The organism is Plantactinospora sp. CNZ321, assembly GCF_004217235.1.
In genome coordinates, this window is record NZ_SHKQ01000001.1 from 1,910,141 (window position 1) to 1,930,082 (window position 19,942).

Genomic DNA, 19,942 nt, shown 5'->3' on the forward strand with positions numbered 1-19,942 from the left:
ACCTGCCACCCGTACCGGGAAGGAGATCCGCGAAGTGTCTGCGATCGCGCCCCAGAAGGTCACCACGTTCCTGATGTTCCAGGACGGCAACGCCGAGAAGGCGATGACCTTCTACACGTCGCTCTTCGACGACGGCGAGGTCCTCGCCGTCGACAGGTACGGCTCCGGCGAGGACGGCGCCGAGGGGTCCGTCCGGCACGCCACCTTCCGGCTCGGCGGCCAGCAGTACATGTGCATCGACAGCAGCGTCACGCACGGGTTCGGCTTCACCCCGGCGGTCTCGCTCTACGTGACCTGCGAGTCGGAGAAGGAGATCGACCACCTCTACGGTGCGCTCGTCGAGGGCGGCCAGGAGCTGATGCCGCTCGGCTCGTACGGCTTCAGCGCCAAGTTCGGCTGGGTCAACGACCGCTTCGGCGTCTCCTGGCAGCTCACCCTGCCGACCGGGGCGGCCCCGGCCTAACCCGCCGCGCCCCACCCACCCCTCACTCCACCGGGCCGGGCGCCGCGTCCGCGTCGGGGGCGGCGGCACGGTGGAGGAAGAGTGCCCGTTCCTGGGCGTTCCGGGTCAGCTCGGCCGCCCTGGCGAACTCGCGCCGCGCCTCCTCCTGCCGGCCCAGCCGGGCCAGCAGGTCACCCCGGACGGCGGGTAGCTGCGGATAGGCCGCAAGGACGGGTTCGGCGAGCAGCGTGTCGACGATGGCCAGACCGTCCGCCGGGCCGGTGGCGTTCCCGACCGCGACCGCCCGGTTCAGCTCGATGATCGGTGACGGCGAGACGTGCACCAGCACCCGGTAGAGCGCGGCGATGCGTACCCAGTCGGTCTCGGCGGCGGTCCGGGCCCGCGCGTGGCAGGCCGCGATCGCCGCCTGCAGGGTGTACGGGCCGATGCCCAGCGACTCGGCCCGGTCCAGGGCGGCCAGCCCGCGCCGGACCAGGAGCCGGTCCCACCGTCGGCGGTCCTGGTCGGGCAGGAGCACCGGCTCGCCGTCCGGCCCGGTCCGGGCCGGGATCCGGGACGCCTGCAACTCCAACAGCGCCACCAGGCCGTGCACCTCGGCCTGCTCCGGCATCAGCCCGGCCAGGATCCGGCCGAGCCGTAGCGCCTCGGCGCAGAGCGCCGGCCGGGTCCAGTCGTTGCCGGCGGTCGCCGAGTAACCCTCGTTGAAAACGAGGTAGACCACCTCCAGCACCGAGCCGAGCCGGTCCGCCAACTCGGCCCGGGGCGGCAACTCGAACGGTACGCGTTTCGCGGCGAGGGTACGTTTCGCCCGGGTGATCCGCTGCCCGACCGTCGGCTCCGACACCAGGAACGCCCGGGCGATCTCGTCGGTACGCAGCCCGCCCAGCAGCCGCAGCGTCAGCGCCACCCGCCCCTCGGTCGGCAGCACCGGATGGCAGGCCGTGAAGATCAACCGCAGCAGGTCGTCGTCGATCCGCTCCGAGTCCAGTGCGGCGGCCAGCTCGGCCTCGGTCGGGTCCGGTCGGCTCTCCACCTCCCGCCCCAGCTCCTGGAGTTTCCGCTGGTACGTCGTGCGCCGCCGGAGCAGGTCGACCGCCCGATGCTTGGCGGTCGACATCAGCCAGCCACCAGGGTTCGCCGGGACCCCCTCCCGGGGCCACTGTTCCAGTGCGACGACCAGCGCGTCCTGGGCGAGTTCCTCGGCGAGCCCGATGTCCTGGACCAGCCGGGCGAGCCCGGCGACGATCCGGGCGGACTCGATCCGCCAGACCGCCTCGACAGCCTCCCGGCTGGCCTGCCGCTTTCGCCCTGCCACCCCCATGACTCCCGATCCAAGCACGCAGATCGGGTTGTCGGGAGCGGGAGTGCGTGGGCTCAGGCGGGCGGCGCGAAGTCCTCGGGGCCGAAGACCCGGAGAACCTCACTCTCGCCCTCCCAGCCCGGCCACATGTCGCGGTGCAGCTTCAGGAACCGGGAGACCCACTCGACGGCCTCCTCCTTCGAGCGCACCTCGTAGACCGCGTAGCTGATCATCTCCTTGGCCTCGGCGAACGGCCCGTCGGTCACACTGAGTTTGCCGGCGGCGACCTGCATCCGGGCGCCCTCCGCGCTCGGCGCCAGTCCGCCCTGGTCGAGCAGGGCGCCGGCCGCGGTCGCCTCCTCACCGAGCTGCATGATCGCCTCCATCAGCTCCGGTGGCGGCGGGGCAATGGTCCGGGTGGCTCGCAACAGTGTCAGGTATCGCATCTTCCGGTCTCCTTCGGTTCGTTGTCTGGCGGGTACGTCGTATGCCGTGCTGCCGGTCGCCGGGCCGCCCCGGTCGGGTCAGCCGGCCCGGTCGGGTCAGCCGGCCCGGGCGGGTCAGCCGGCCCGGGCGGGCGTGGCCCGGCGGTACAGGTGGACGGCCAGGGCCGAGACCCAGGCCCAGGCCAGCACGATCGCGCAGGTGAAGGCGAGGTTGGACCAGACGGCTCCGGCTCCGGCGGCCATCGCCAGGAAGCCGGCGAGGAACAGCACGCCGGTCAGCCGGGAGAAGGCCGCCCAGCCCCGCCGCCCCTCGGTCGAGAACCGCCGGCCGAGCAGCAGGCAGGCCGCGATCAGGCAGCCAAAACCGATGCCGCCGGCCACGAGGTGCAGGGTGCCGTGCCACGTTACCGCCGTGCCGGTCTCCGGGGTGCCGATCGGGAAACCCAGGGCCGGGTCCGCCCGGAACGCGCCGGCCGCGACCAGGCTGATCCCGTACGCCCCGATCAGGCGGGCCGCCCAGCCGGCTCCGGTGCCCCGGGTGAGGCTTCGGCGCAGTCCGACCGCGAGTGCGCAGGTCATCAGCCCGGTCAGCACCAGGTTGGTGATCTGGATCCAGCCGAGCCCGCCGTTGGCCAGCAGGCTCCAGGCGTGCCGGGTCGGGTCGAATCCGTCCCGGGTGAAGGCCTGGGCCAGTGACACCAGGACGTAGCTCGGCCCGGCGAGCACGCCGTACGCCAACAGGGCCCTCGTGACACCGGTCGCCGGGTCGCACGGCTGCCCGGCCGACGGGGCGGCCGGCCCGGATCCGGTGTCCTGGGTCGTCGTGCCGTACTGGTTCATCGTCGTCCTCCTCGGTTCCACTGGGCCGGTGCGTCGCCCGGACCGGCCGCTACCTCTGCCTCGAACGGGCGACGACGGATCCGACAGCTCTGCCTGACTTTTTCCGAGGAATTTCGGGTGACCTCTCCGAGAAGCTCGCCCGACCCGACCCGACCCGACCCGAGCGGCGCGGCGCGGCTCGGACCAGGGCCACCGGCGGCACCGACGAGTGGTGGCCGGATCTGCCCGAAACGTGCCGTCGGGGCGGCCGGTCGTAGGCTCGGGGCCATGTCCTGGACGACCTATGGCACCTTCCTGCTCTTCGCGGTGGTGCTGATCGTGGTCCCCGGCCCGGACTTCGCGGTGGTCACCCGGAACACGCTCGCCGCCGGTCGCGGGCGGGGCTGGTGGAGCGCAGTCGGCGTCGCCTGCTCCAACGCCGTACAGGGCAGTGCGGCCGCGGCCGGGCTGGGGGCGGTGATCGTAGGCTCCCAGCCGCTGTTCCAGACGATCAAGTGGGTGGGCGTCGGCTACCTCGCCTTCCTCGGGCTCCAGGCGCTGCGCTCGGCCTGGCGCGGCCGGTACGCCCCGATCGGCGGGAACCAGCCCGCCCCGCCCGGGCAGGCCCTCGCCGGCTGGCGACAGGGCTTCCTGTCCAACATCACCAACCCCAAGGTGCTGGCCTTCTATCTCGCGGTACTTCCGCAGTTCGTCGGGGAGCGCGCCCCGCTGGGCGTACTGCTGCTCTTCGCGCTGAGTCACGCGGTGCTCTCGCTGCTCTACCTGCTGACCCTGGTCGGGCTGCTGCACCGGGCACGCCGGGTGCTGTCCCGACGCCGGGTGCGCCGGGCGATGGACGCCGGCACCGGGGTCGCGATGCTCGGCTTCAGCGTCCGGCTCGCCACCGAGCGGGCCTGACTCCCGTCGGCCCTGTGCCTGACCGGTGGGACGCGACGACCGTCCGGGGCACCGCCGGGAGTGTCTTCAGGTCGTGCCCGCGCTCGATCAGCCCGCCAGCGGTGCGACGATGCTGCCCGGCGACGTCGCCGGACATCCCGACCAGTTGGAACCGCAGTCGGGACGTCCGGCGACGCCCACCAGAGGCCGTGGCCCACCGGCGGGTGGCCGGTCCGCGCTCAGCTCGCCTGCCTGGTGGGGGCATGCTGGTCCGGGAGGAGCTGCCGGACCTTGTGGACCGCGCGATGGCCTTCGGGCACCCCCTCGACCAGTGCGACCATCGAGGTCGCGTGCGCGGTGCGGAGCGGCAGGATCGCCTGGTAGTCCGGCGACCCGTACCACTCCTGCGCGCTCGCCAGATCGGGGAACTCCAGCAGCACGACGTCGCCGTTCCAGGTTCCCTCATGCCCGACGAGCTGCCCGCCGTGCACGAGATAGCGACCACCGTACGGCGCCATCGTGGCCTCGATCCGCTCGATGTATTCCACGATCTCCGGGCCGACCTCGACGTTCTCCAGGTAACCGATCACGTACCCGCGCGGCGCCGTCATGCCGGCACCCTGTCCAGGAAACCGCGCACGTCCTGGATCCGGCCCGACTCGTCCAGCACCAGGACGTCGAATCCGATCACCAGCGGCTCGGCTCCCTCCGGACCCAGGCCCCAGCGGAATCGCACCTGGCGATGGTGGGCGTCGGCCTCACCGACCTGGGTGAACACGAGCCCCGGAAACTGCGCCTGGACGCCGTCGACGACCGCGTCGATCCCCTCGTGGCCAGCGACCTCGGCCATCGGGTCGGTGTAGGTCGCCCGGGGCGACCAATGTTCGGAGAGCAGCCTCGCCCGCTCGTCACCGGTCGCGTTCCAGGTGGCCAGGTACTGCTGGACGATGCCGTTCATGCTCATTTCTCCCGTTCGTCTCGATCGGCTGACGTCCAGAATTCTGGCCGGGGCCGCGCATCCAATCCATGACCTCGCAGGTCATGGCCTCCCGCACCCGGCCTCCTAAGCTCACGGACATGAGCGTTGCATTCGAGGTCCCGCCGGTCGGCGCGCTGCTGCGGACCTGGCGTGAACGGCGCCGGTTCAGCCAGCAGGAGCTGTCCAACCGGTCGAGGGTCTCCACCCGACACCTCAGCCGGGTGGAGACCGGCAGGGCGCGCCCGACACCGGAGATGCTCATGCGCCTCTCCGACAACCTCGACGTGCCGCTGCGGGATCGCAACCGGCTCCTGCTGGCCGCCGGCTACGCACCGCGCTATCAGGATCGTCAATTGGACGACTCGTCGATCGCGGTGGTGATGGACGGCCTGCGCCGACTCCTCGACGCCCACCTGCCGTACCCCGCGTTGCTGCTGGACGAGTACTGGGACATCGTCGACGCCAATGCTGCCGTCGATCAGCTGCTGGCCGGTTGCGCGCCGGAGCTGCTGGAGCCGCCGATCAACGTGGTCCGGGTCTGTCTGCACCCGGATGGGCTGGCCGGTCGGATCGGCAATCGCGCGGAGTGGGGCGGTCATCTGCTGCAGCAGGTGCGCCACCGTGCCGACCGCACCCATGACCAGCGGCACCGCGAGCTGGCCGCAGAGATCGCCGGGTACCTCGACAAGCCCGATGCCGTCCCCCTCCGCACGGGACCGGTGATCACCCTTGAGATCGAGGTGGACGGCTTCCCGCTCCGGTTCTTCAGCACCTCCGCCACGCTCAGCACCGCCACCGACGTCGCCCTGGAAGGGCTGCATCTGGAGACGTTCCTGCCAGCCGACGAGGAGACCCGACGCCGGTTCGATCAGCGGTAGACCGATCCCGCACCCTTCCGGCCGGCCTCACAGAGTCTTGCTGTTGACAAGATAGCTGCTGGATGGAAATCTAGACGATGTAAAGTTCGGTTTCGTCGCGCCGACGGGGAGAAGTGTGATGTCGTCCGCCACCCAGAACACCGCCGCCATCCTGCTGATCACCGTTTCGACCATCGCCTTCGGCGGGTTGTCGCTGCTCATGCACCTGGTCCGCCGGATACCCGGCTATCTGGACAACCCCGTCCGGCGGGCGCTCTGGACCGCCGGGCACGCCCACGCGGGCGTACTCGTGCTGTTCGCGCTCGTCGCGCTCCTCTACCTGGACCGGGCCGACTACGGCGACGGCATGCTGACGCTCATCCGGGTCCTGCTGGTCGCCGCGCCGATCCTGATGCCGCTCGGCTTCTTCCTCTCCGTCGTACGCCCCTCGGACACCAGGCCCAACAAGCTGATCTGGCTGGTCGGAGCCGGTGGGCTGAGCCTGACGGTCGGCACCCTGCTGCTCGGCGTCGGCCTGCTCGGGCGGTGACCGTCTGGGCGCGGCCACCAGGGCCGTCGACGGGGAGCCCGGTCACCGCGAGGGGACCCGGCCGTGCCGCCCTGACCGGCGGTGCGACAGACTAGCGGCCATGGCGGCTCGTGGCTTCCCGTACACCGACCTCCGGGAGTTCCTCACCGTGCTGGAGGGCGCCGGCGAGTTGCGCCGGGTCCCGGTGCCGGTCGACCCGACGCTGGAGATCAGCGAGGTGGTGACCCGTACCGTCCGGGCGAACGGACCTGCCCTGCTCTTCGAGCGCCCCACCCGGGGTGAGATGCCGGTCGCGATCAACCTCTTCGGCACCGAGCGGCGGATGGCGATGGCGCTCGGCGTCGACCGGCTCGACGAGATCGGCGAGCGGATCGGCGCGCTGGTCAAGCCGGAGCTGCCGGTCGGCTGGTCCGGCATCCGCGAGGGCCTGGGCAAGGTGATGCAGCTCAAGTCCGTACCGCCGAAGAAGGTCAGGACCGCCCCCTGCCAGCAGGTGGTCTACCGGGGCGGCGACGTCGACCTGAACCGGCTGCCCGGGCTCCAGGTCTGGCCCGGCGACGGCGGGATCTTCCACAACTACGGGTTGACCCACACCAAGCACCCGGAGACCGGCAAGCGCAACCTCGGGCTCTACCGGTTGCAGCAGCACTCGCACAACACCCTCGGCATGCACTGGCAGATTCACAAGGACTCGACCGCGCACCACGCCGTCGCGGAACGCCTCGGTCAGCGGCTGCCGGCGGCGATCGCCATCGGTTGCGACCCGGTGGTCAGCTACGCCGCCTCGGCCCCACTCCCCGGCGACATCGACGAGTACCTCTTCGCCGGCTTCCTGCGGGGCGAGCGGGTCGAGATGGTCGACTGCCTGACCGTGCCGCTCCAGGTGCCCGCGCATGCCCAGATCGTGCTGGAGGGCTACATCGAGCCCGGTGAGCGGCTGCCGGAGGGGCCGTTCGGCGACCACACCGGCTACTACACCCCGGTCGAGCCGTTCCCGGTGCTGCACGTCGAGGCGATGACCACCCAGCGGGAGCCGGTCTACCACTCGATCATCACCTCCAAGCCGCCGCAGGAGGACTACGGGCTCGGCAAGGCCACCGAACGGATCTTCCAGCCGTTGCTGAAGCTGCTGATCCCGGACATCGTGGACTACGACCTGCCAGCCGCCGGGGTCTTCCACAACTGCGCGATCATCTCGATCCGGAAGCGCTATCCGAAGCACGCCCAGAAGGTGATGAACGCCATCTGGGGAGCCCACCTGATGTCGCTGAGCAAGTTGATCGTGATCGTCGACGAGGACTGCGACGTGCACGACTACGCCGAGGTGGCCTGGCGGGCCTTCGGCAACGTCGACTACGCCCGTGACCTGCTGCTCACCGAGGGGCCGGTGGACCACCTCGACCACTCGTCGTACCAGCAGTTCTGGGGCGGCAAGGCCGGGGTGGACGCCACCCGCAAGCTGCCGACCGAGGGCTACACCCGGGGCTGGCCGGAGGAGATGACCATGTCGCCGGAGATCCGCTCGTTGGTGGACAAGCGCTGGAAGGAGTACGGCATCTCGTGAGCGCGAGGAGTGAGCTTGCGAGCCCCGCAGTCGCGAACGGAAGGCGGCTCGGGTGACCGCCGTGGCGGGGTCGCCGGGGCGGGTCAAGTCCTTCCTCCGGCTGGTGGCGATCGAGCACTCGGTCTTCGCGCTGCCGTTCGCCTACCTCTCCGCGCTGACCGCGATGCAGCGGCACGGCGGCCAGGTGCGCTGGCTCGACCTGCTGCTGATCACCGTCGCCATGGTCGGGGCGCGGACCTTCGCCATGGCGGCGAACCGGATCATCGATCGGCAGATCGACGCGCGCAATCCGCGTACCGCCGGGCGGGAACTGGTGACCGGGGCGGTGAGCGTCCGGACCGCCTGGACCGGCGCGGTCGTCGCGCTGCTGGTCTTCCTCGCCGCTGCGGCGGCGCTCAACCCGCTCTGCCTCGCCCTCGCCCCGCTCGCCGCGATCCCGCTGGTGGTCTACCCATACGGCAAGCGGTTCACCGACTGGCCGCACGCGATCCTGGCCCTGGCCCAGGCGGTCGGCCCGGTCGGCGCCTGGCTCGCGGTCACCGGCACCTTCGCCGGGTCCGGCCCGGCCTGGCTGCTCGGCGCGGCGGTCGGCCTCTGGATCGGCGGCTTCGACCTGATCTACGCCTGTCAGGACACCGAGGTCGACCGTCAGATCGGGGTACGCAGCGTCCCCGCACGCTACGGCCGCCGGTTCGCCCTGCACGCGTCGACCGTCGCGCACGTCGTGACCTTCGGCCTCTTCTTCTGGTACGGCGAACTCGTCGGGCTGGGCTGGCTCTGGTGGGTCGGGCTGCTGCTCACCGCGCTCGCCTTCGGCTACCAGCACGTGGTGGTCACCCCGACCGACCTGTCCCGGGTCAACCGGGCGTTCTTCACCGCCAACGGGTTCGTCGGGATCGCCCTGTTCGTCTTCGCCCTGCTCGACCTGGTGGTCCGGCTGCACCTCGCGGCCTGAGACTTAGGTTCCTGCTCTCGGGCCCAGAGTCGGGCATCGGGTCACTGGACTGGGCGGCCTGCCGCCCACAAATGCTCGACGTGGGCGGCGTAACGGTCGAACAACCCGCCGTCCTGCCGGCGACGTAAATGCATCGTCGGGGAGTCGTGGCCCATCTGGTCGGCCAGGTGCGTGCACACCAGCATGTCCGCGTCGAACCGAAACACGGACAGCGCGATGTGCCGGTCCGAGTAGCGGCCCGCCACCGATGGCGCGCTGTCGCGGAGCTTCCCGAACTCGTCCAGCGTCACCCGGATCCGGGTCGAGACGGTCAGCGGTACTCCCTCGATCCGCTCGCGCTCGGCCGTGACCGGGCTGTCCGGGTCGCCCACCAGGAAGCGCACCTGCACCCCGGCGTCGGCGCGCTTGCGCAGCACGCCGCGCAGGCCGGGCAAGTCCAGCCACAGGAAGTAGTTCGTGTATCCAGCGAAGAGCAGCTCGTCCTTGGCGTCGCCAATCAGGTCCCGCCACAGCGATCGGGGCACCAGCGACCGGTTCGGGTACGCGCTGACGATCTCTCGGTCGTAGCCGGTCTTCACGGCGGTCCGTACGGCCACGGGCCACAGGTTTTCCACGTCGACCTCCAGTGCGGCGGCCACCGCGTACCGGTGACGCGGATGCGGCGTCCGACTGGCGTTTGCCACCCATCGGGACACGGTCTTCTCGTCGACACCGACAGCGGACGCTAGGTCAGCTTCGGTCATCTTCGCACTGGCGAGCGCGAGGCGGAGAGGGTCCGTCGTCTGGTACGGCGAACTCGTCGGGCTGGACTGGCTCTGGTGGGTCGGGCGGCCGCACCTCACCGCCTAGGAAAGCTTCCCTGTCAGCGGAAGTACGAGCACATCCATCGGCGGAATCAGCTTCGGCCGGATGGTGCCGTACTGCTGCCAGCCCATCCGGTCATAGAGCTGGCGGGCCGGGGCCGCCGGGTTGCTGGCCAGGATGGCGCACGGCTCCGGCCGGTCGGCGAGCAGCATCGCCAGCAACCGCCGTCCGACGCCTCGGCCTCGGTACGGTCGTCGGACCATCCACTCCGGGATCGTCAACTTCGGCACGTCGAGCAGGTGCCCCGGAGGGTCGTCGACTCGCGGCTCCATCCACCCGCCGGCCGGCATCGTGTGCCCGTACGCCACGCCAACGAGCTGCTCCCCGTCCATGGCCCGGGCCAGACTGAATCCGGATTGCCGGCAGTGGTCGCGGAACCAACGCCGGAACTGGGCCGTGTGCTCCGGACCCTCCTCGTACGGCGGCTCCGCGTACACCTCGGCGTACAGGCGCTCCAGCTCCAGCGAGAGCGGACGGGCCTGGTCGGCGTCGAGCAGTTCGTACACCAGGGCGGGCATGGCCGGCAGCCTACCGAGCCGGCAGGGCCACCAGCCGGTCCCGCAGGTCCTCGGCCTCGACCCGGCGCCGATCCGCGTCCGGGACCGTCGCGACAACCTGCCGGGCAACCTCGTACAACAGCGCGTTGTGCTGGTCGACGGGCAGCTCGTCCAAGACGTCGGCAGCGTACCGAAGCCCGTCGGCGACGTGCCCGGCCTGGATCAGGCACGACGCCCGGTGCATCTGCAACTGGGCCCGCTCGCGCGCCAGGTCGACCGGGTACAGCTCCAGCGCCCGATCCTGGGCGGCCATTGCCGACGCTGTGTCCCCGACGTGGGTATGCACGTACGACTGGGTGTAGCGCAGCCGGACCTCCGGCCAGCCGAACATCGAATCGGCGTCGGCGACGACGGCAGCCGGGAGTCGGTCGGTGACATCGCTGAGCGTCTGGAGCGCGGCCGTCGCTTCGTCGGCCCGGCCGGCGACGGCGAGCGCCTGAGCCCGGCCGGACAACACCCCGGCGGTACCCCGGCAAGGGCGGCCGTTCGCCAACGTCACCGCCTCGTCGGCCAGAGCGAGGATCTGTCGGATGGGCCGGCGCTCGTAGGTGCCGTTGACGGTCTCCCAGTCTCGGGCCCAGAGCCGGGTATCAAGGTCACCGGACTGGTCGGCCTGCCGTCGGGCAGTACGCCACCACCGGCGAGCCAGGTCAACCTGGCCGGTAGAGGCGAGCGCCATCGCCATGATGACGGCGAGCTGTCCGGCGGCCCGGAGTAAATCGCGGTTGGCGGGCTCAGCCGCGAGCATGTGCTGCAACACGGTCAGGTCCAGTCCGAGTTGCTCGACCAGCCGAGCCGGCGGGGTGGTGTAAAAGTCTCGGGCGTAGTCGGTGGCGATCATGTTCCACTCGTCTGGACCGGCACCGATGCTGCTGTCGAGCCCGTGCCGGATGGCCTCTACCGCAACCGTCGGGGTCGACGCGCCGAGCGCCAGCCCCATCAGAACCGTCCGCCGCCGCACCTCGGCCCCCGTTCTCGTCGCGCTCTCCGTCCGGTGTGCCGCCACCAGGGCGCCGCCGGCGCCGACCGTCTGGTCGCAGATCTCGGCCCACTCCGGCGAGCAGCGGCGTTCGCCCCGCTCGATCTGCCCGACGTAACCGAAGTCAATTCCCGCGACCTCGGCGAACCGGCGCAGGGACATACCGCGTTCCCGCCGGAGGCGACGAAGCATCTGGCCGAAGTCTTCCACAGACCCTCCCCGAGTGGTGTGGGCTGCTGTATGGCCCACAGGGGACCACTGCTCACTGCTCGCGGTTGCGCTCGGTACCTGCGACGGTACCCACACGGGATAACGAGCGGCATCCCCAGCTTGGCGCGGTGACCGCCGGCGTCGGCCTACCGCCCGCGTCCCGGCCGGTCCGGAGCCCCCGTCCCCCGGACGCCCCGGGCCGGCACCAGTCATCCACACCGCTGAGCGGCGCTCCGTGAATTGGTGTTCCGGGGTGTCGTGGCGCACCTGGAGGTCACGACATGTTGACGACCGTACGACGCTGGACCCCCCGCTGGTTCTGCCGGGGCCGGGTTCGGGATTACCGCCGGGATGGTCGGCGGTGGTTGCGGGTGTCGGGGCCGAACCGGTGAGCCGGCCGCCGCACATTCCACCGTCGGAGATTCCGGATCTGCCGGTGGATACCCGGGTCCGGTTTGAGCCTGGTGAGTGGTCTCACTACTACCAGGGTGCGGACGTTGTGGGGTATGTCGATATTCGGATCGTGCAGGTGGACAAGGGCGTCACTCGATTCGACGGCGGCTACCTGTGGGTGTGGGTACGTGGACATGATCCGTTGTGTTGTCATTGGGAGTCGGTGCCGCCGCACAGGTTGTGTATGGAGTTGCTGGCCCGGGTGGACGTGCTGGCCCGGCATGCCCGGTAGTCCTCAGCCGGGGGATGTGTTGCGGATCGACGGCCGGGCGTCGGTGCAGTTCTCCGGGTCCCGGGCGTTGGTGCTTCGGGTGGCGTCGGTGGATCCGAAGCCGACGTACCACGGTTGGGTCTGGCTGTCCGGTTACGTGCTCGACGGGTGCGGCGAGGCGGTCGACAAGCGTGATGTGTTCGTCCAGCTTGCCGGGCTGCGCGTGATCCGTGAGTCCCCGTCGGCCCGGGCTCGGCCGATCGGCCAGCCAGTGCGAAGGTCGGGGCCACGATCGGGCGCGGCCGGCGGGGCGGGCCGGTACCACAACCGCGCATGACAAGTGGGCTCTCCACCCGGCCCGGACCTATCCCAAAGCAGAGCAGCGTGATGTAGCCGCTCGCGGCAAGCGGAGCTCTGTCAGTCCGGGTGGCGCTGTCGGTCGGCCTCGACGAGTGGTCCGGTCGGGCGGGTGGCGCTCAGGGCGTCCCGGTAGCGGGCGCTCTCCATGGACCAGTCGATGGTGCCGCGTACCGAGTTGCCGAGCCCGTCCAGGTACTGCCGCAGCGGCCCGTCCAGTGCCGGCCCGAACGACGGTACGGCGTCGCGCAGTTCGAGGAAGCGCCGCATGCTGTGCTGCCAGCGCCGGACCACCGCCTCGATCGCCGCCTCGACCGGGATCCGCTGTTCCCGGGCGAGTGCGAGCACCAGGTTGTGCCCGCCGGAGGTGGCCGCGTCCCGCTCCAGGGAGAGCAGGTCGTTGAACCAGCTGAGCAGGTCGTTGGCGGTGTCGGCGACCTCGCGTACCGCCGGGTGGTGGTAGATCGCGTCCGGCACCGGGCGGCCGGTGGCGAACTCGATGAGGGCGTACGAGACGTACGCGGCGGAGGTCGCCCGGCGCAACGTGATGTACTCGGCGACCCCGGGCAGCCGCCCACTCGCCTTGTTGGTGGCCTCGGTGACCACGCCGGCCAGGTGGTGTGCCACCGCGTCGACGAAGCGCTCCCGCCAGGCCGCCGACATCCGCTCGTACGGGACACGCCAGGCGTCGGCGAGCATCCGCCGCAGCGGCCCGTCGAACGCCTCCGACCTCGGCGTCGGCTGGTTGGTTGCCCGGCTCTGCGGCGGGACGGTGAGTCGGGGCGCCGGTTGGTTGGCCGACCGGCCGCCGGCGGCCGCCAACGGGTGGTGTGCGGGCCGGACCTGCGCCGCCCCGGGGTGCCCGGCGGCTCGGCCGATCGGCCCGGGGTGTGCGGTGATCCGGCCGGTCGGCCCGGGGTGTGCGGTCGTCGTCCGGCCGGTCGGCCCAGGGTGTGCGGTCGCCCGGCGGGTCGGCCCCGGGTGTGGCGAACCGGGCGGGGGTGCGCCTGCCGAGGGTGAGTTGGCTGACGGCGGGGTGGACCGGAGCAGGCGCAGCACTCCGTCGCAGAGCGCGGCCACCTCGGTCGGTCGGGGGCGCCGGGCTGCGTCGCAGGCGTCGTCGAGCAGGAAGAACCAGGTGAAGAGAGCGGCGAGGACCCGCAGGTCGGACTCGCTGGCATCGGGGTAGAGCCGACCGGCGTACCGGGCCACCCCGCCCCGGGCGAGCCGCTCCCGACCCGCCGCGTCGAGCGGGCCGATGATCCGGTCCGCCCAGTCCACCAGCCAGTCCTGCACCGCGTCGGCGTGCGGGCAGAGGCGTGCCGGAATGGGACACCTCAGCTCGGTCGCCCACGAGCTGATCCCGTACATGCCCGGCCCCCTTCGTCGGCAACCCGTGGGCAGACGTGAGCAGCATTGCAGTTTCGGGCTCGTCTGTGATCACCGTCGCGTACGTCCTATTTTGCAGAACGTGATGATCCGGATACCCGCTGACCACTCCCCGCAGGTCGCGCCGGGGGCGGTCGGGGCCGGCGCCGAGGCTTGCGGCAGGCTGGTGGGCATGAGAAGGCCGTGGGTGGTCGGCGTCTCCGGGGCATCGGGTACGCCGTATCCGGCCGCCGTGCTCGGCGGGCTGCTCGACGCGGGCGAGCCGGTGGATCTGGTCGTCTCCCGGGCTGCCCGGTTGACGATCCTGGACGAGACCGGCCGTCCGTTCCGGGACGCGCACTGGAAGGACGACCTTGCCGCCTGGCTCGGGCGGGACCTGACCGGCGCAGACGTGGCGTACTGGCCGGCCGGGGACCTCGCGGCCGGGCCGAGCAGCGGGTCGTACCCGACCCGGGGCATGGTGGTGGTGCCGGCGAGTACGGCGGCGTGCGCCGGCATCGCCATCGGCCTCTCCAAGGACCTGCTGCAACGGGCTGCCGAAGTGAACCTCAAGGAGCACCGGCCGGTGGTGGTGGTGCCCCGGGAGACCCCGGTCACCCGCAGCCACCTGGAGCATCTGCTCACCCTGCACGATGCCGGAGCGGTGGTGCTGCCGGCGAGCCCCGGCTTCTACGGTGCCGGAGCCGCCGCCTCCGCGCGGCAGCTCGTCGACTTCGTGGCCGGAAAGGTGCTCGACGCGCTCGACGTGCCACACTCGCTGTTCCGGCGCTGGTCCGGCGAGCTGGGGGCCGACCGGGGCTGACCGCCCCGGCGCCGAACCCCGGCTCAGCCGCTGTCCTGGTTGCGGTGGTTCAGTGCAGGCCGACGTTTCCGGCCCCGGCCGGGCCGGGGCCACTCGGGGTGGCGGGCCCGGCGTTGCGCGGCCGGTTGGCGATGTCCTCGTCCACCTCGTCGAGCATCCCCTCGCCTTCGAGCAGCGCGCGTACCTCCGACTCGCGGAAGCGGCGGTGTCCGCCCGGTGTTCGGATGCTGCCGATCCGCCCGGCCGCGGCCCAGCGTGTCACGGTCTTCGGATCGACGCGGAAGAGCGCTGCCACCTCGCCCGGCGTCAGCAGACGATCTCCAGTGTCCACAGCCCCCTCCTCGCGTCTACGAAGCCCCCGGACTGGTAGGACCGCCCCCAGAACACATGCTTGCCAGAGCCTTCGTTTAAGGGACGTACGGCAATTACAACACCGCCGGAGTGCCGTGTCCGGCAAACGCGAAAACGTACTGTCTGTGAGGTTAGCCGGGCTGATTCACGGCATTTAACCGCTATGTCAGCAACAATGCTGGCCACCGCGGACGGCCCGTCGACCGACCCGGACTAGGGTCTCAGAACGTGGACGCGATCGACCTGAGCCTCGTCGAACTGCTGCGCGGCAACGCCCGACTCTCGTACGCCGAACTGGCCCGTCAGGTCGGCCTCTCCGCGCCGGCCGTGCACGAGCGGGTGGGCAAACTGGAGGCCGGCGGCGTCATCCGGGGCTATCGGGCCGACGTCGAGCCGGAGGCGGTCGGGCTCGGCGTGACGGCGCTGATCGGCATCGTGCAGGACTCCGGAGGGGACACCGACGACGTACTCGAAGCGATCCGGGGCATGCCGGAAATCGAATCCTGTTACTTCATGGCCGGGGTGGAATCGTTCCTGCTCAAGGCGCGAGTTGGCACAATTGCCGAGTTGGAGCAGCTCATCCTGCGGCTGAACCGGACCGCCGGAGTCGCCTCGACCCGGACGGCCGTCGCACTCTCGACCAAATGGGAGGATCGCCCCCAGCCGCTCGGCCCGTCCTGACCCCTGCCGGTGCCGGACCAGCGCCGGGACGGGTTCGGCCGGTCACCGGAGCAGCTTGCTACGTTCCTGGTCATGGAACAGCTCGACCGGTGCGACGACGCCGAACGCGCCTGGGTCACCGAGGCGATCGCGGCGGTGGAGGCGGACGCGAACCGATCCGCCGACACCCACCTGCTCTGCTTTCCGCTGCCCCGCCAGTGGGGGATCGACCTCTACCTCAAGGACGAGTCGGTGCACCCTACCGGGTCGTTGAAGCACCGGCTGGCCCGGTCACTCTTCCTCTACGGGCTCTGCAACGGCTGGATCGGACCGCACACCACCATTGTGGAGGCGTCGTCGGGATCGACCGCCGTCTCCGAGGCCTACTTCGCCCGCATGCTCGGGGTCCAGTTCATCGCCGTGATGCCGGCCAGCACCTCGGCCGAGAAGATCGCGCTGATCGAGTTCCAGGGCGGAAAGTGCCATCTGGTGGACGATCCGGCCGCCGTCGTGGTCGAGGCCCGCTGGCTCGCCGAGGACCTGGGCGGGCACTTCATGGACCAGTTCACGTACGCCGAACGCGCCACCGACTGGCGGGGCAACAACAACATCGCGGAGTCGATCTACGCGCAGCTCGCCCTGGAACGGCATCCCGTACCGGACTGGATCGTGGTCGGCGCCGGCACCGGTGGCACCAGCGCGACGATCGGCCGCTACCTCCGCTACCGGCGGCTGTCGAGCCGGCTCTGCGTGGTCGACCCGGAGAACTCCGCGTTCTATCCCGCGTGGACCTCGGCCGACTGGTCCGCCACCACCGACGCCGGATCCCGGATCGAGGGCATCGGACGGCAACGGGTCGAGGCGTCGTTCCAGCCGAGCGTCGTCGACCGGATGGTGCGGGTGCCGGATGCGGCCTCGCTGGCCGCCATGCGCGTCGCGTCGACGGTACTGGGCCGGCGGGTCGGTGGATCGACCGGCACCAACCTCTGGGGCGCGTTCGGCCTGATCGCCGAGATGCGGGCCGCCGGCCGAACCGGGTCGGTCGTGACACTGCTCTGTGACGGCGGCGAACGCTACACCGACACGTACTACTCCGACGAGTGGGTGGCCGGCCGGGGCCTCGACCTGGCACCGCACCGGTCCACAGTCGAACGTTTCCTGGCGACCGGTGAGTGGCCGGGGTGATCAGTGGCCGGGCTGATCAGCAGGGGCTGCTGATCAACAGGGGCTGCCGAGCAGTGGCCGGGCCGACGGGCCGGCCCGACCGGCACGGGTCAGCGTCGGTGCGCCAGCCCGGGGTAGTGCAGCACGTAGCCGTCGGCGTCGAGGGTCAGGTCGGCGGTGAAACTCTCGCTGGCGTACCGGACGTTGCCGTCCGCCAGCGCCGTGTAGGTCTGCTCGGCCGGCACCACCTGGAGGCTGGGCACCAGCACCCAGACCGTGACGATCCGGTGCGAGCTGCCCGGTGCGGCGTCGCGCAGCCGGAGGCGACGTACCGGAAGGGTGTTGAACAGCGGCGCGGCGCCCAGGTCGACGTCGAGCGCTTCGGCGAGCCGCTCCGGCTCCTCGATCCCGGGCAGCCCGGCACCGGGCTGCCCGACGGCGGTCAGCGCCGCGTCCAGGTCCCCCTGCTCCGCCGTGCTCGCCCGCCATCGGCCGGCGGCCCGCTCCAGCCGCAGCGTACGTAGCCACCCGGCTCCCTCGCAGCTCACCTCCAGCCCTTCGGTCGCCCAGTGCTCGTCGGTACGCAGTTCGTAGCGACAGGTGAAGGCGATCGGGTCGACGGCGAGCGCCGTGCCCCGGGCGGTGAGGCCGCGATGGTCGGTGATGAGCGCGTGATCGGCACCGGGCACGTCGGTGCGGCTCCAGAACAACGTCTTCGGCATGCTCGACATGCCCATGGACGTTACCGCCGCCAGCCGACAGGTATGCCCGACCACGCGAATCCGGCCGACGGCCGGCGACGGCGCCGATCCGGCCGACGGCCGGCGACGACGCGAGGTCGGCCTGTCGGCCGCTGGCGGCGCCACTCGGACCGGCTGGCGGCGCCACTCGGACCGGCTACCGCCGCCGGCCCGGTAACCGGACCGGGGCCGGCACCGGTCGGCGGTGCTGCGGACCGGTCAGCGAGTCGGGGTCGGGCGCCGGCCGTCGAACCGGTGGTCGCGGCGGCCCCACCGGTCGTCCGACCGCTCCCCGGCGGCCCGCTCGTCGCGCGGACGCTCGTCCCGGGACCGGTCCCGGCCGGGCCGGTCGGTGTGCGGGCGGCCCTCGTGCCGGAAGCCGCCCTGCCGCCCGCCGGAGCGCCACTCGCCGCCCCGCTCGGCCCGGCCACCCTGGGACGTGCCGCCGCCGTCGCCGAACCGGTGGTCGCCGTAGCGACGCTCGGACTGCGGCCGGTCACCGTACCGGCGCTCACCCTGGAAACGGTCTCCGTAGCGGCGCTCACCCGGGGGACCGTCGCTGTGCCGGCGCTCGTCCTGCGGGCGGTCTCCGTAGCGGCGGTCGGCCCGGGGACGGTCACCGAAACGGCGGTCGGAGCGGGGACGGTCCGGGCGGGTGCCCGACCCTCGGCGCGACGCCGGCGGCTCGTCGACCACCGGCACGCCACTCGGCTCCCGGGCTCCCGTCACCTCGGCCAGCGCGGCGTCGCCGGAGCGCACCCGGGTCTGCTCCGGCTCGACACCGGCCTTCTGCAACATGGCCAGGGTGGACCGGCGCTGCTTCGGCAGTACCAGCGTGGCGACCGCACCCGACTCTCCGGCCCGGGCCGTCCGCCCGGCTCGGTGCAGGTAGTCCTTCGGATCCTTCGGCGGGTCCACGTGCACCACCAGCGAGACACCGTCGACGTGGATTCCCCGGGCCGCCACGTCGGTGGCGACCAGCACGTTCGTCCGGCCCTCCTTGAACTCGGCGAGGGTGCGGGTGCGTACCCGCTGGGTCTTTCCGCCGTGCAGCGCACCGGCCCGGACACCGACCGCGGCGAGCTGCTCGACCAGCCGATCGACGCCCATCTGGGTCCGGGCGAACATCATGGTGCGCCCCTGCCGGGCCGCGATCGAGGCCGCCACCGCGAACTTGTCGTGCGGCGGGATCAGCAGCATGTGGTGGTCCATCGTCGACACGGTGGCGGTCGGCGGTGCCGTCGAGTGGGTGACCGGGTCGGTCATGAACCGCTTGACGAGCGCGTCGACGTCGTTGTCCAGAGTGGCGGAGAAGAGCAGTCGCTGCGCGTCCGCCGGAGTCTTGGCCAGCAGGTCGGTGACGTCCGGCAGGAATCCCATGTCGGCCATCTGGTCGGCCTCGTCCAACACGGTGACCTCGATGTCGTCGAGCCGGCAGACGCCCCGCTCGATCAGGTCGGTCAGCCGTCCCGGCGTGGCCACCACGATCTCCACGCCACGGCGCAGCGAGTCGATCTGGCGGTCGTACGGCACACCGCCGACGGCGGTCTTGAGGAACACCCCGAGTGCCCGGCCGAGCGGCATCAGTGCGTCGTTGACCTGCATCGCGAGTTCCCGGGTCGGCACCAGGATCAGCGCCCTCGGGTGGTGTGCCCGGGCCCGCGGGCCGGCCGCCATCCGAGCCAGTACGGGCAGTCCGAACGCCAGCGTCTTGCCGGAGCCGGTCTGCCCCCGGCCGAGTACGTCCCGCCCCGCGAGCGCGTCCGGCACGGTGGCCCGCTGGATCTCGAACGGAGTGTCGATGCCCTCCCGCAGCAGCGCCCGGACGAGTTGCCGAGGCAGCCCGAGCGCGGCGAAGTCGACGGGCTCGTTGACATCACCGGCGCTGTCAGCGGGCACGGCGATGTCAGCGGGGACGGCGATGTCAGCGGGCACGGCGATGTCAGCGGGCACGGCGATGTCAGCGGGCACGGCGATGTCAGCGGGGACGGCGAGGGCGTCCTGCCCGGCAACCTCGTTCGCCGAGACGTCGCTGGGGGTGCGGGAATCGTCGGCGGTCACCGCGTCGGCGGATTCAGTGCGCGGGTCGGCGACAGCCGGCACATTCAGAGCGGCTTGCTCGGCAGAAGCGGACGGTCCTGCCGAAACGGAACCGGATTGCGCGTCGAATACGGATGGAAACATGCTGGGATCAGCAAAGGTCGTCAAGGATACCTCTCAAGCGGGGCGCATCTTCGCGATGGCCCGCCGCGACGGAGGTCGCTGCCGATTCGCCCGCAAGATCGCCCAGAGGCGCGTGGCACGCGCCAGGTCAACAATCCACCCGAGTGTACGGGGAGCAGCGGCCACCGCCACCTCGCCGCGCACGCCAGTGG

22 protein-coding genes are annotated in these 19,942 nt (G+C 71.4%); 10 read left to right on the forward strand and 12 right to left on the reverse strand.

Annotation, left to right across the window (positions count from 1 at the left end):
* Positions 1-34: 34 nt before the first annotated feature.
* Positions 35-463, forward strand: a complete 429-nt coding sequence (locus EV371_RS08450) for a VOC family protein (protein WP_130461556.1) — start codon at positions 35-37, stop codon at positions 461-463.
* A gap of 22 nt (positions 464-485) precedes the next feature.
* Here EV371_RS08450 and EV371_RS08455 read toward each other — a convergent pair whose 3' ends face one another.
* The 3 genes from EV371_RS08455 to EV371_RS08465 all read right to left on the reverse strand — a co-directional run bounded on the left by EV371_RS08455 (position 486) and on the right by EV371_RS08465 (position 3,049).
* Positions 486-1,784, reverse strand: coding sequence for an RNA polymerase sigma factor (locus tag EV371_RS08455; RefSeq protein WP_130461557.1), 1,299 nt, complete (start codon positions 1,782-1,784; stop codon positions 486-488).
* 53 nt (positions 1,785-1,837) lie between these two features.
* Positions 1,838-2,209 (reverse strand): YciI family protein, encoded by a 372-nt coding sequence (locus EV371_RS08460; RefSeq protein WP_130461558.1) that lies wholly within the window; start codon positions 2,207-2,209, stop codon positions 1,838-1,840.
* Between the two features lie 114 nt (positions 2,210-2,323).
* Positions 2,324-3,049 (reverse strand): DUF998 domain-containing protein, encoded by a 726-nt coding sequence (locus EV371_RS08465; RefSeq protein ID WP_130461559.1) that lies wholly within the window; start codon positions 3,047-3,049, stop codon positions 2,324-2,326.
* A gap of 267 nt (positions 3,050-3,316) precedes the next feature.
* Here EV371_RS08465 and EV371_RS08470 point away from each other — a divergent pair, with 267 nt between their 5' ends.
* Positions 3,317-3,946, forward strand: a complete 630-nt coding sequence (locus EV371_RS08470) for a LysE family transporter (protein WP_130461560.1) — start codon at positions 3,317-3,319, stop codon at positions 3,944-3,946.
* Between the two features lie 218 nt (positions 3,947-4,164).
* On the opposite strand, the gene EV371_RS08475 is transcribed toward EV371_RS08470, so the two are convergent.
* Positions 4,165-4,536 (reverse strand): DUF1330 domain-containing protein, encoded by a 372-nt coding sequence (locus EV371_RS08475; RefSeq protein WP_130461561.1) that lies wholly within the window; start codon positions 4,534-4,536, stop codon positions 4,165-4,167.
* Positions 4,533-4,883 (reverse strand): nuclear transport factor 2 family protein, encoded by a 351-nt coding sequence (locus tag EV371_RS08480; RefSeq protein ID WP_130461562.1) that lies wholly within the window; start codon positions 4,881-4,883, stop codon positions 4,533-4,535. The genes EV371_RS08475 and EV371_RS08480 overlap by 4 nt, the downstream gene beginning before the upstream one ends.
* 119 nt (positions 4,884-5,002) lie before the next feature.
* Between EV371_RS08480 and EV371_RS08485 the strand changes: the two genes are divergently transcribed.
* From EV371_RS08485 to mqnP, 4 genes are all read left to right on the forward strand, one after another.
* Positions 5,003-5,782 (forward strand): MmyB family transcriptional regulator, encoded by a 780-nt coding sequence (locus EV371_RS08485; protein WP_130461563.1) that lies wholly within the window; start codon positions 5,003-5,005, stop codon positions 5,780-5,782.
* Between the two features lie 118 nt (positions 5,783-5,900).
* On the forward strand, positions 5,901-6,311 hold the full coding sequence (locus tag EV371_RS08490) for a hypothetical protein (protein WP_130461564.1): 411 nt from the start codon (positions 5,901-5,903) through the stop codon (positions 6,309-6,311).
* 100 nt (positions 6,312-6,411) lie between these two features.
* On the forward strand, positions 6,412-7,875 hold the full coding sequence (locus EV371_RS08495) for a menaquinone biosynthesis decarboxylase (RefSeq protein ID WP_130461565.1): 1,464 nt from the start codon (positions 6,412-6,414) through the stop codon (positions 7,873-7,875).
* Between the two features lie 52 nt (positions 7,876-7,927).
* Positions 7,928-8,830 (forward strand): menaquinone biosynthesis prenyltransferase MqnP, encoded by a 903-nt coding sequence (gene mqnP / locus EV371_RS08500; RefSeq protein ID WP_130461566.1) that lies wholly within the window; start codon positions 7,928-7,930, stop codon positions 8,828-8,830.
* A 41-nt stretch (positions 8,831-8,871) separates the two neighbouring features.
* Here mqnP and EV371_RS08505 read toward each other — a convergent pair whose 3' ends face one another.
* The 3 genes from EV371_RS08505 to EV371_RS08515 form a co-directional block, all read right to left on the reverse strand.
* Positions 8,872-9,513, reverse strand: coding sequence for a phospholipase D-like domain-containing protein (locus tag EV371_RS08505; RefSeq protein WP_486484539.1), 642 nt, complete (start codon positions 9,511-9,513; stop codon positions 8,872-8,874).
* A 162-nt stretch (positions 9,514-9,675) separates the two neighbouring features.
* Positions 9,676-10,212 (reverse strand): GNAT family N-acetyltransferase, encoded by a 537-nt coding sequence (locus tag EV371_RS08510; RefSeq protein WP_130461568.1) that lies wholly within the window; start codon positions 10,210-10,212, stop codon positions 9,676-9,678.
* 10 nt (positions 10,213-10,222) lie between these two features.
* Positions 10,223-11,440 (reverse strand): helix-turn-helix domain-containing protein, encoded by a 1,218-nt coding sequence (locus tag EV371_RS08515; RefSeq protein ID WP_165436636.1) that lies wholly within the window; start codon positions 11,438-11,440, stop codon positions 10,223-10,225.
* Between the two features lie 361 nt (positions 11,441-11,801).
* Between EV371_RS08515 and EV371_RS08520 the strand changes: the two genes are divergently transcribed.
* Positions 11,802-12,125: a hypothetical protein gene (locus tag EV371_RS08520; RefSeq protein ID WP_165436558.1), complete on the forward strand. Its 324-nt coding sequence runs from the start codon at positions 11,802-11,804 to the stop codon at positions 12,123-12,125.
* Positions 12,126-12,521: 396 nt separating this feature from the next.
* Here the strand turns inward: EV371_RS08520 and EV371_RS08530 are convergent, their stop codons facing one another.
* The gene (locus tag EV371_RS08530) at positions 12,522-13,832 is read right to left on the reverse strand and encodes a terpene synthase family protein (RefSeq protein ID WP_130461571.1); all 1,311 of its coding nucleotides are present in this window, start codon (positions 13,830-13,832) and stop codon (positions 12,522-12,524) included.
* A 190-nt stretch (positions 13,833-14,022) separates the two neighbouring features.
* Between EV371_RS08530 and EV371_RS08535 the strand changes: the two genes are divergently transcribed.
* Positions 14,023-14,652, forward strand: coding sequence for a UbiX family flavin prenyltransferase (locus EV371_RS08535; RefSeq protein ID WP_130461572.1), 630 nt, complete (start codon positions 14,023-14,025; stop codon positions 14,650-14,652).
* Positions 14,653-14,701: 49 nt separating this feature from the next.
* On the opposite strand, the gene EV371_RS08540 is transcribed toward EV371_RS08535, so the two are convergent.
* Positions 14,702-14,983 carry a BldC family transcriptional regulator gene (locus EV371_RS08540; protein ID WP_130461573.1) on the reverse strand — a complete coding sequence of 94 codons (282 nt, stop codon included), beginning with the start codon at positions 14,981-14,983 and terminating at the stop codon, positions 14,702-14,704.
* Positions 14,984-15,231: 248 nt separating this feature from the next.
* Here EV371_RS08540 and EV371_RS08545 point away from each other — a divergent pair, with 248 nt between their 5' ends.
* Entirely contained in the window at positions 15,232-15,684 is a 453-nt protein-coding gene (locus EV371_RS08545; RefSeq protein WP_130461574.1) for an Lrp/AsnC ligand binding domain-containing protein, read from the forward strand.
* 72 nt (positions 15,685-15,756) lie between these two features.
* On the forward strand, positions 15,757-16,848 hold the full coding sequence (cds1, locus tag EV371_RS08550) for an L-cysteine desulfhydrase Cds1 (RefSeq protein ID WP_130461575.1): 1,092 nt from the start codon (positions 15,757-15,759) through the stop codon (positions 16,846-16,848).
* Between the two features lie 89 nt (positions 16,849-16,937).
* Here cds1 and EV371_RS08555 read toward each other — a convergent pair whose 3' ends face one another.
* Positions 16,938-17,558 carry a putative glycolipid-binding domain-containing protein gene (locus EV371_RS08555; RefSeq protein ID WP_486484540.1) on the reverse strand — a complete coding sequence of 207 codons (621 nt, stop codon included), beginning with the start codon at positions 17,556-17,558 and terminating at the stop codon, positions 16,938-16,940.
* Between the two features lie 228 nt (positions 17,559-17,786).
* On the reverse strand, positions 17,787-19,751 hold the full coding sequence (locus EV371_RS08560; RefSeq protein WP_486484541.1) for a DEAD/DEAH box helicase: 1,965 nt from the start codon (positions 19,749-19,751) through the stop codon (positions 17,787-17,789).
* Positions 19,752-19,942: the final 191 nt, after the last annotated feature.

What these genes read in the sequence shown, in the direction of transcription:
- EV371_RS08485 (WP_130461563.1), top strand. Translation starts at nt 5,003, where the DNA reads ATGAGCGTTGCATTCGAGGTCCCGCCGGTCGGCGCGCTGCTGCGGACC.
- EV371_RS08560 (WP_486484541.1), bottom strand. Translation starts at nt 19,751, where the DNA reads ATGTTTCCATCCGTATTCGACGCGCAATCCGGTTCCGTTTCGGCAGGA.
- EV371_RS08475 (WP_130461561.1), bottom strand. Translation starts at nt 4,536, where the DNA reads ATGACGGCGCCGCGCGGGTACGTGATCGGTTACCTGGAGAACGTCGAG.
- EV371_RS08510 (WP_130461568.1), bottom strand. Translation starts at nt 10,212, where the DNA reads ATGCCCGCCCTGGTGTACGAACTGCTCGACGCCGACCAGGCCCGTCCG.
- EV371_RS08490 (WP_130461564.1), top strand. Translation starts at nt 5,901, where the DNA reads ATGTCGTCCGCCACCCAGAACACCGCCGCCATCCTGCTGATCACCGTT.
- EV371_RS08555 (WP_486484540.1), bottom strand. Translation starts at nt 17,558, where the DNA reads ATGTCGAGCATGCCGAAGACGTTGTTCTGGAGCCGCACCGACGTGCCC.
- EV371_RS08480 (WP_130461562.1), bottom strand. Translation starts at nt 4,883, where the DNA reads ATGAACGGCATCGTCCAGCAGTACCTGGCCACCTGGAACGCGACCGGT.
- EV371_RS08495 (WP_130461565.1), top strand. Translation starts at nt 6,412, where the DNA reads ATGGCGGCTCGTGGCTTCCCGTACACCGACCTCCGGGAGTTCCTCACC.
- EV371_RS08470 (WP_130461560.1), top strand. Translation starts at nt 3,317, where the DNA reads ATGTCCTGGACGACCTATGGCACCTTCCTGCTCTTCGCGGTGGTGCTG.
- EV371_RS08460 (WP_130461558.1), bottom strand. Translation starts at nt 2,209, where the DNA reads ATGCGATACCTGACACTGTTGCGAGCCACCCGGACCATTGCCCCGCCG.
- EV371_RS08530 (WP_130461571.1), bottom strand. Translation starts at nt 13,832, where the DNA reads ATGTACGGGATCAGCTCGTGGGCGACCGAGCTGAGGTGTCCCATTCCG.
- EV371_RS08535 (WP_130461572.1), top strand. Translation starts at nt 14,023, where the DNA reads ATGAGAAGGCCGTGGGTGGTCGGCGTCTCCGGGGCATCGGGTACGCCG.
- EV371_RS08465 (WP_130461559.1), bottom strand. Translation starts at nt 3,049, where the DNA reads ATGAACCAGTACGGCACGACGACCCAGGACACCGGATCCGGGCCGGCC.
- cds1 (WP_130461575.1), top strand. Translation starts at nt 15,757, where the DNA reads ATGGAACAGCTCGACCGGTGCGACGACGCCGAACGCGCCTGGGTCACC.
- EV371_RS08455 (WP_130461557.1), bottom strand. Translation starts at nt 1,784, where the DNA reads ATGGGGGTGGCAGGGCGAAAGCGGCAGGCCAGCCGGGAGGCTGTCGAG.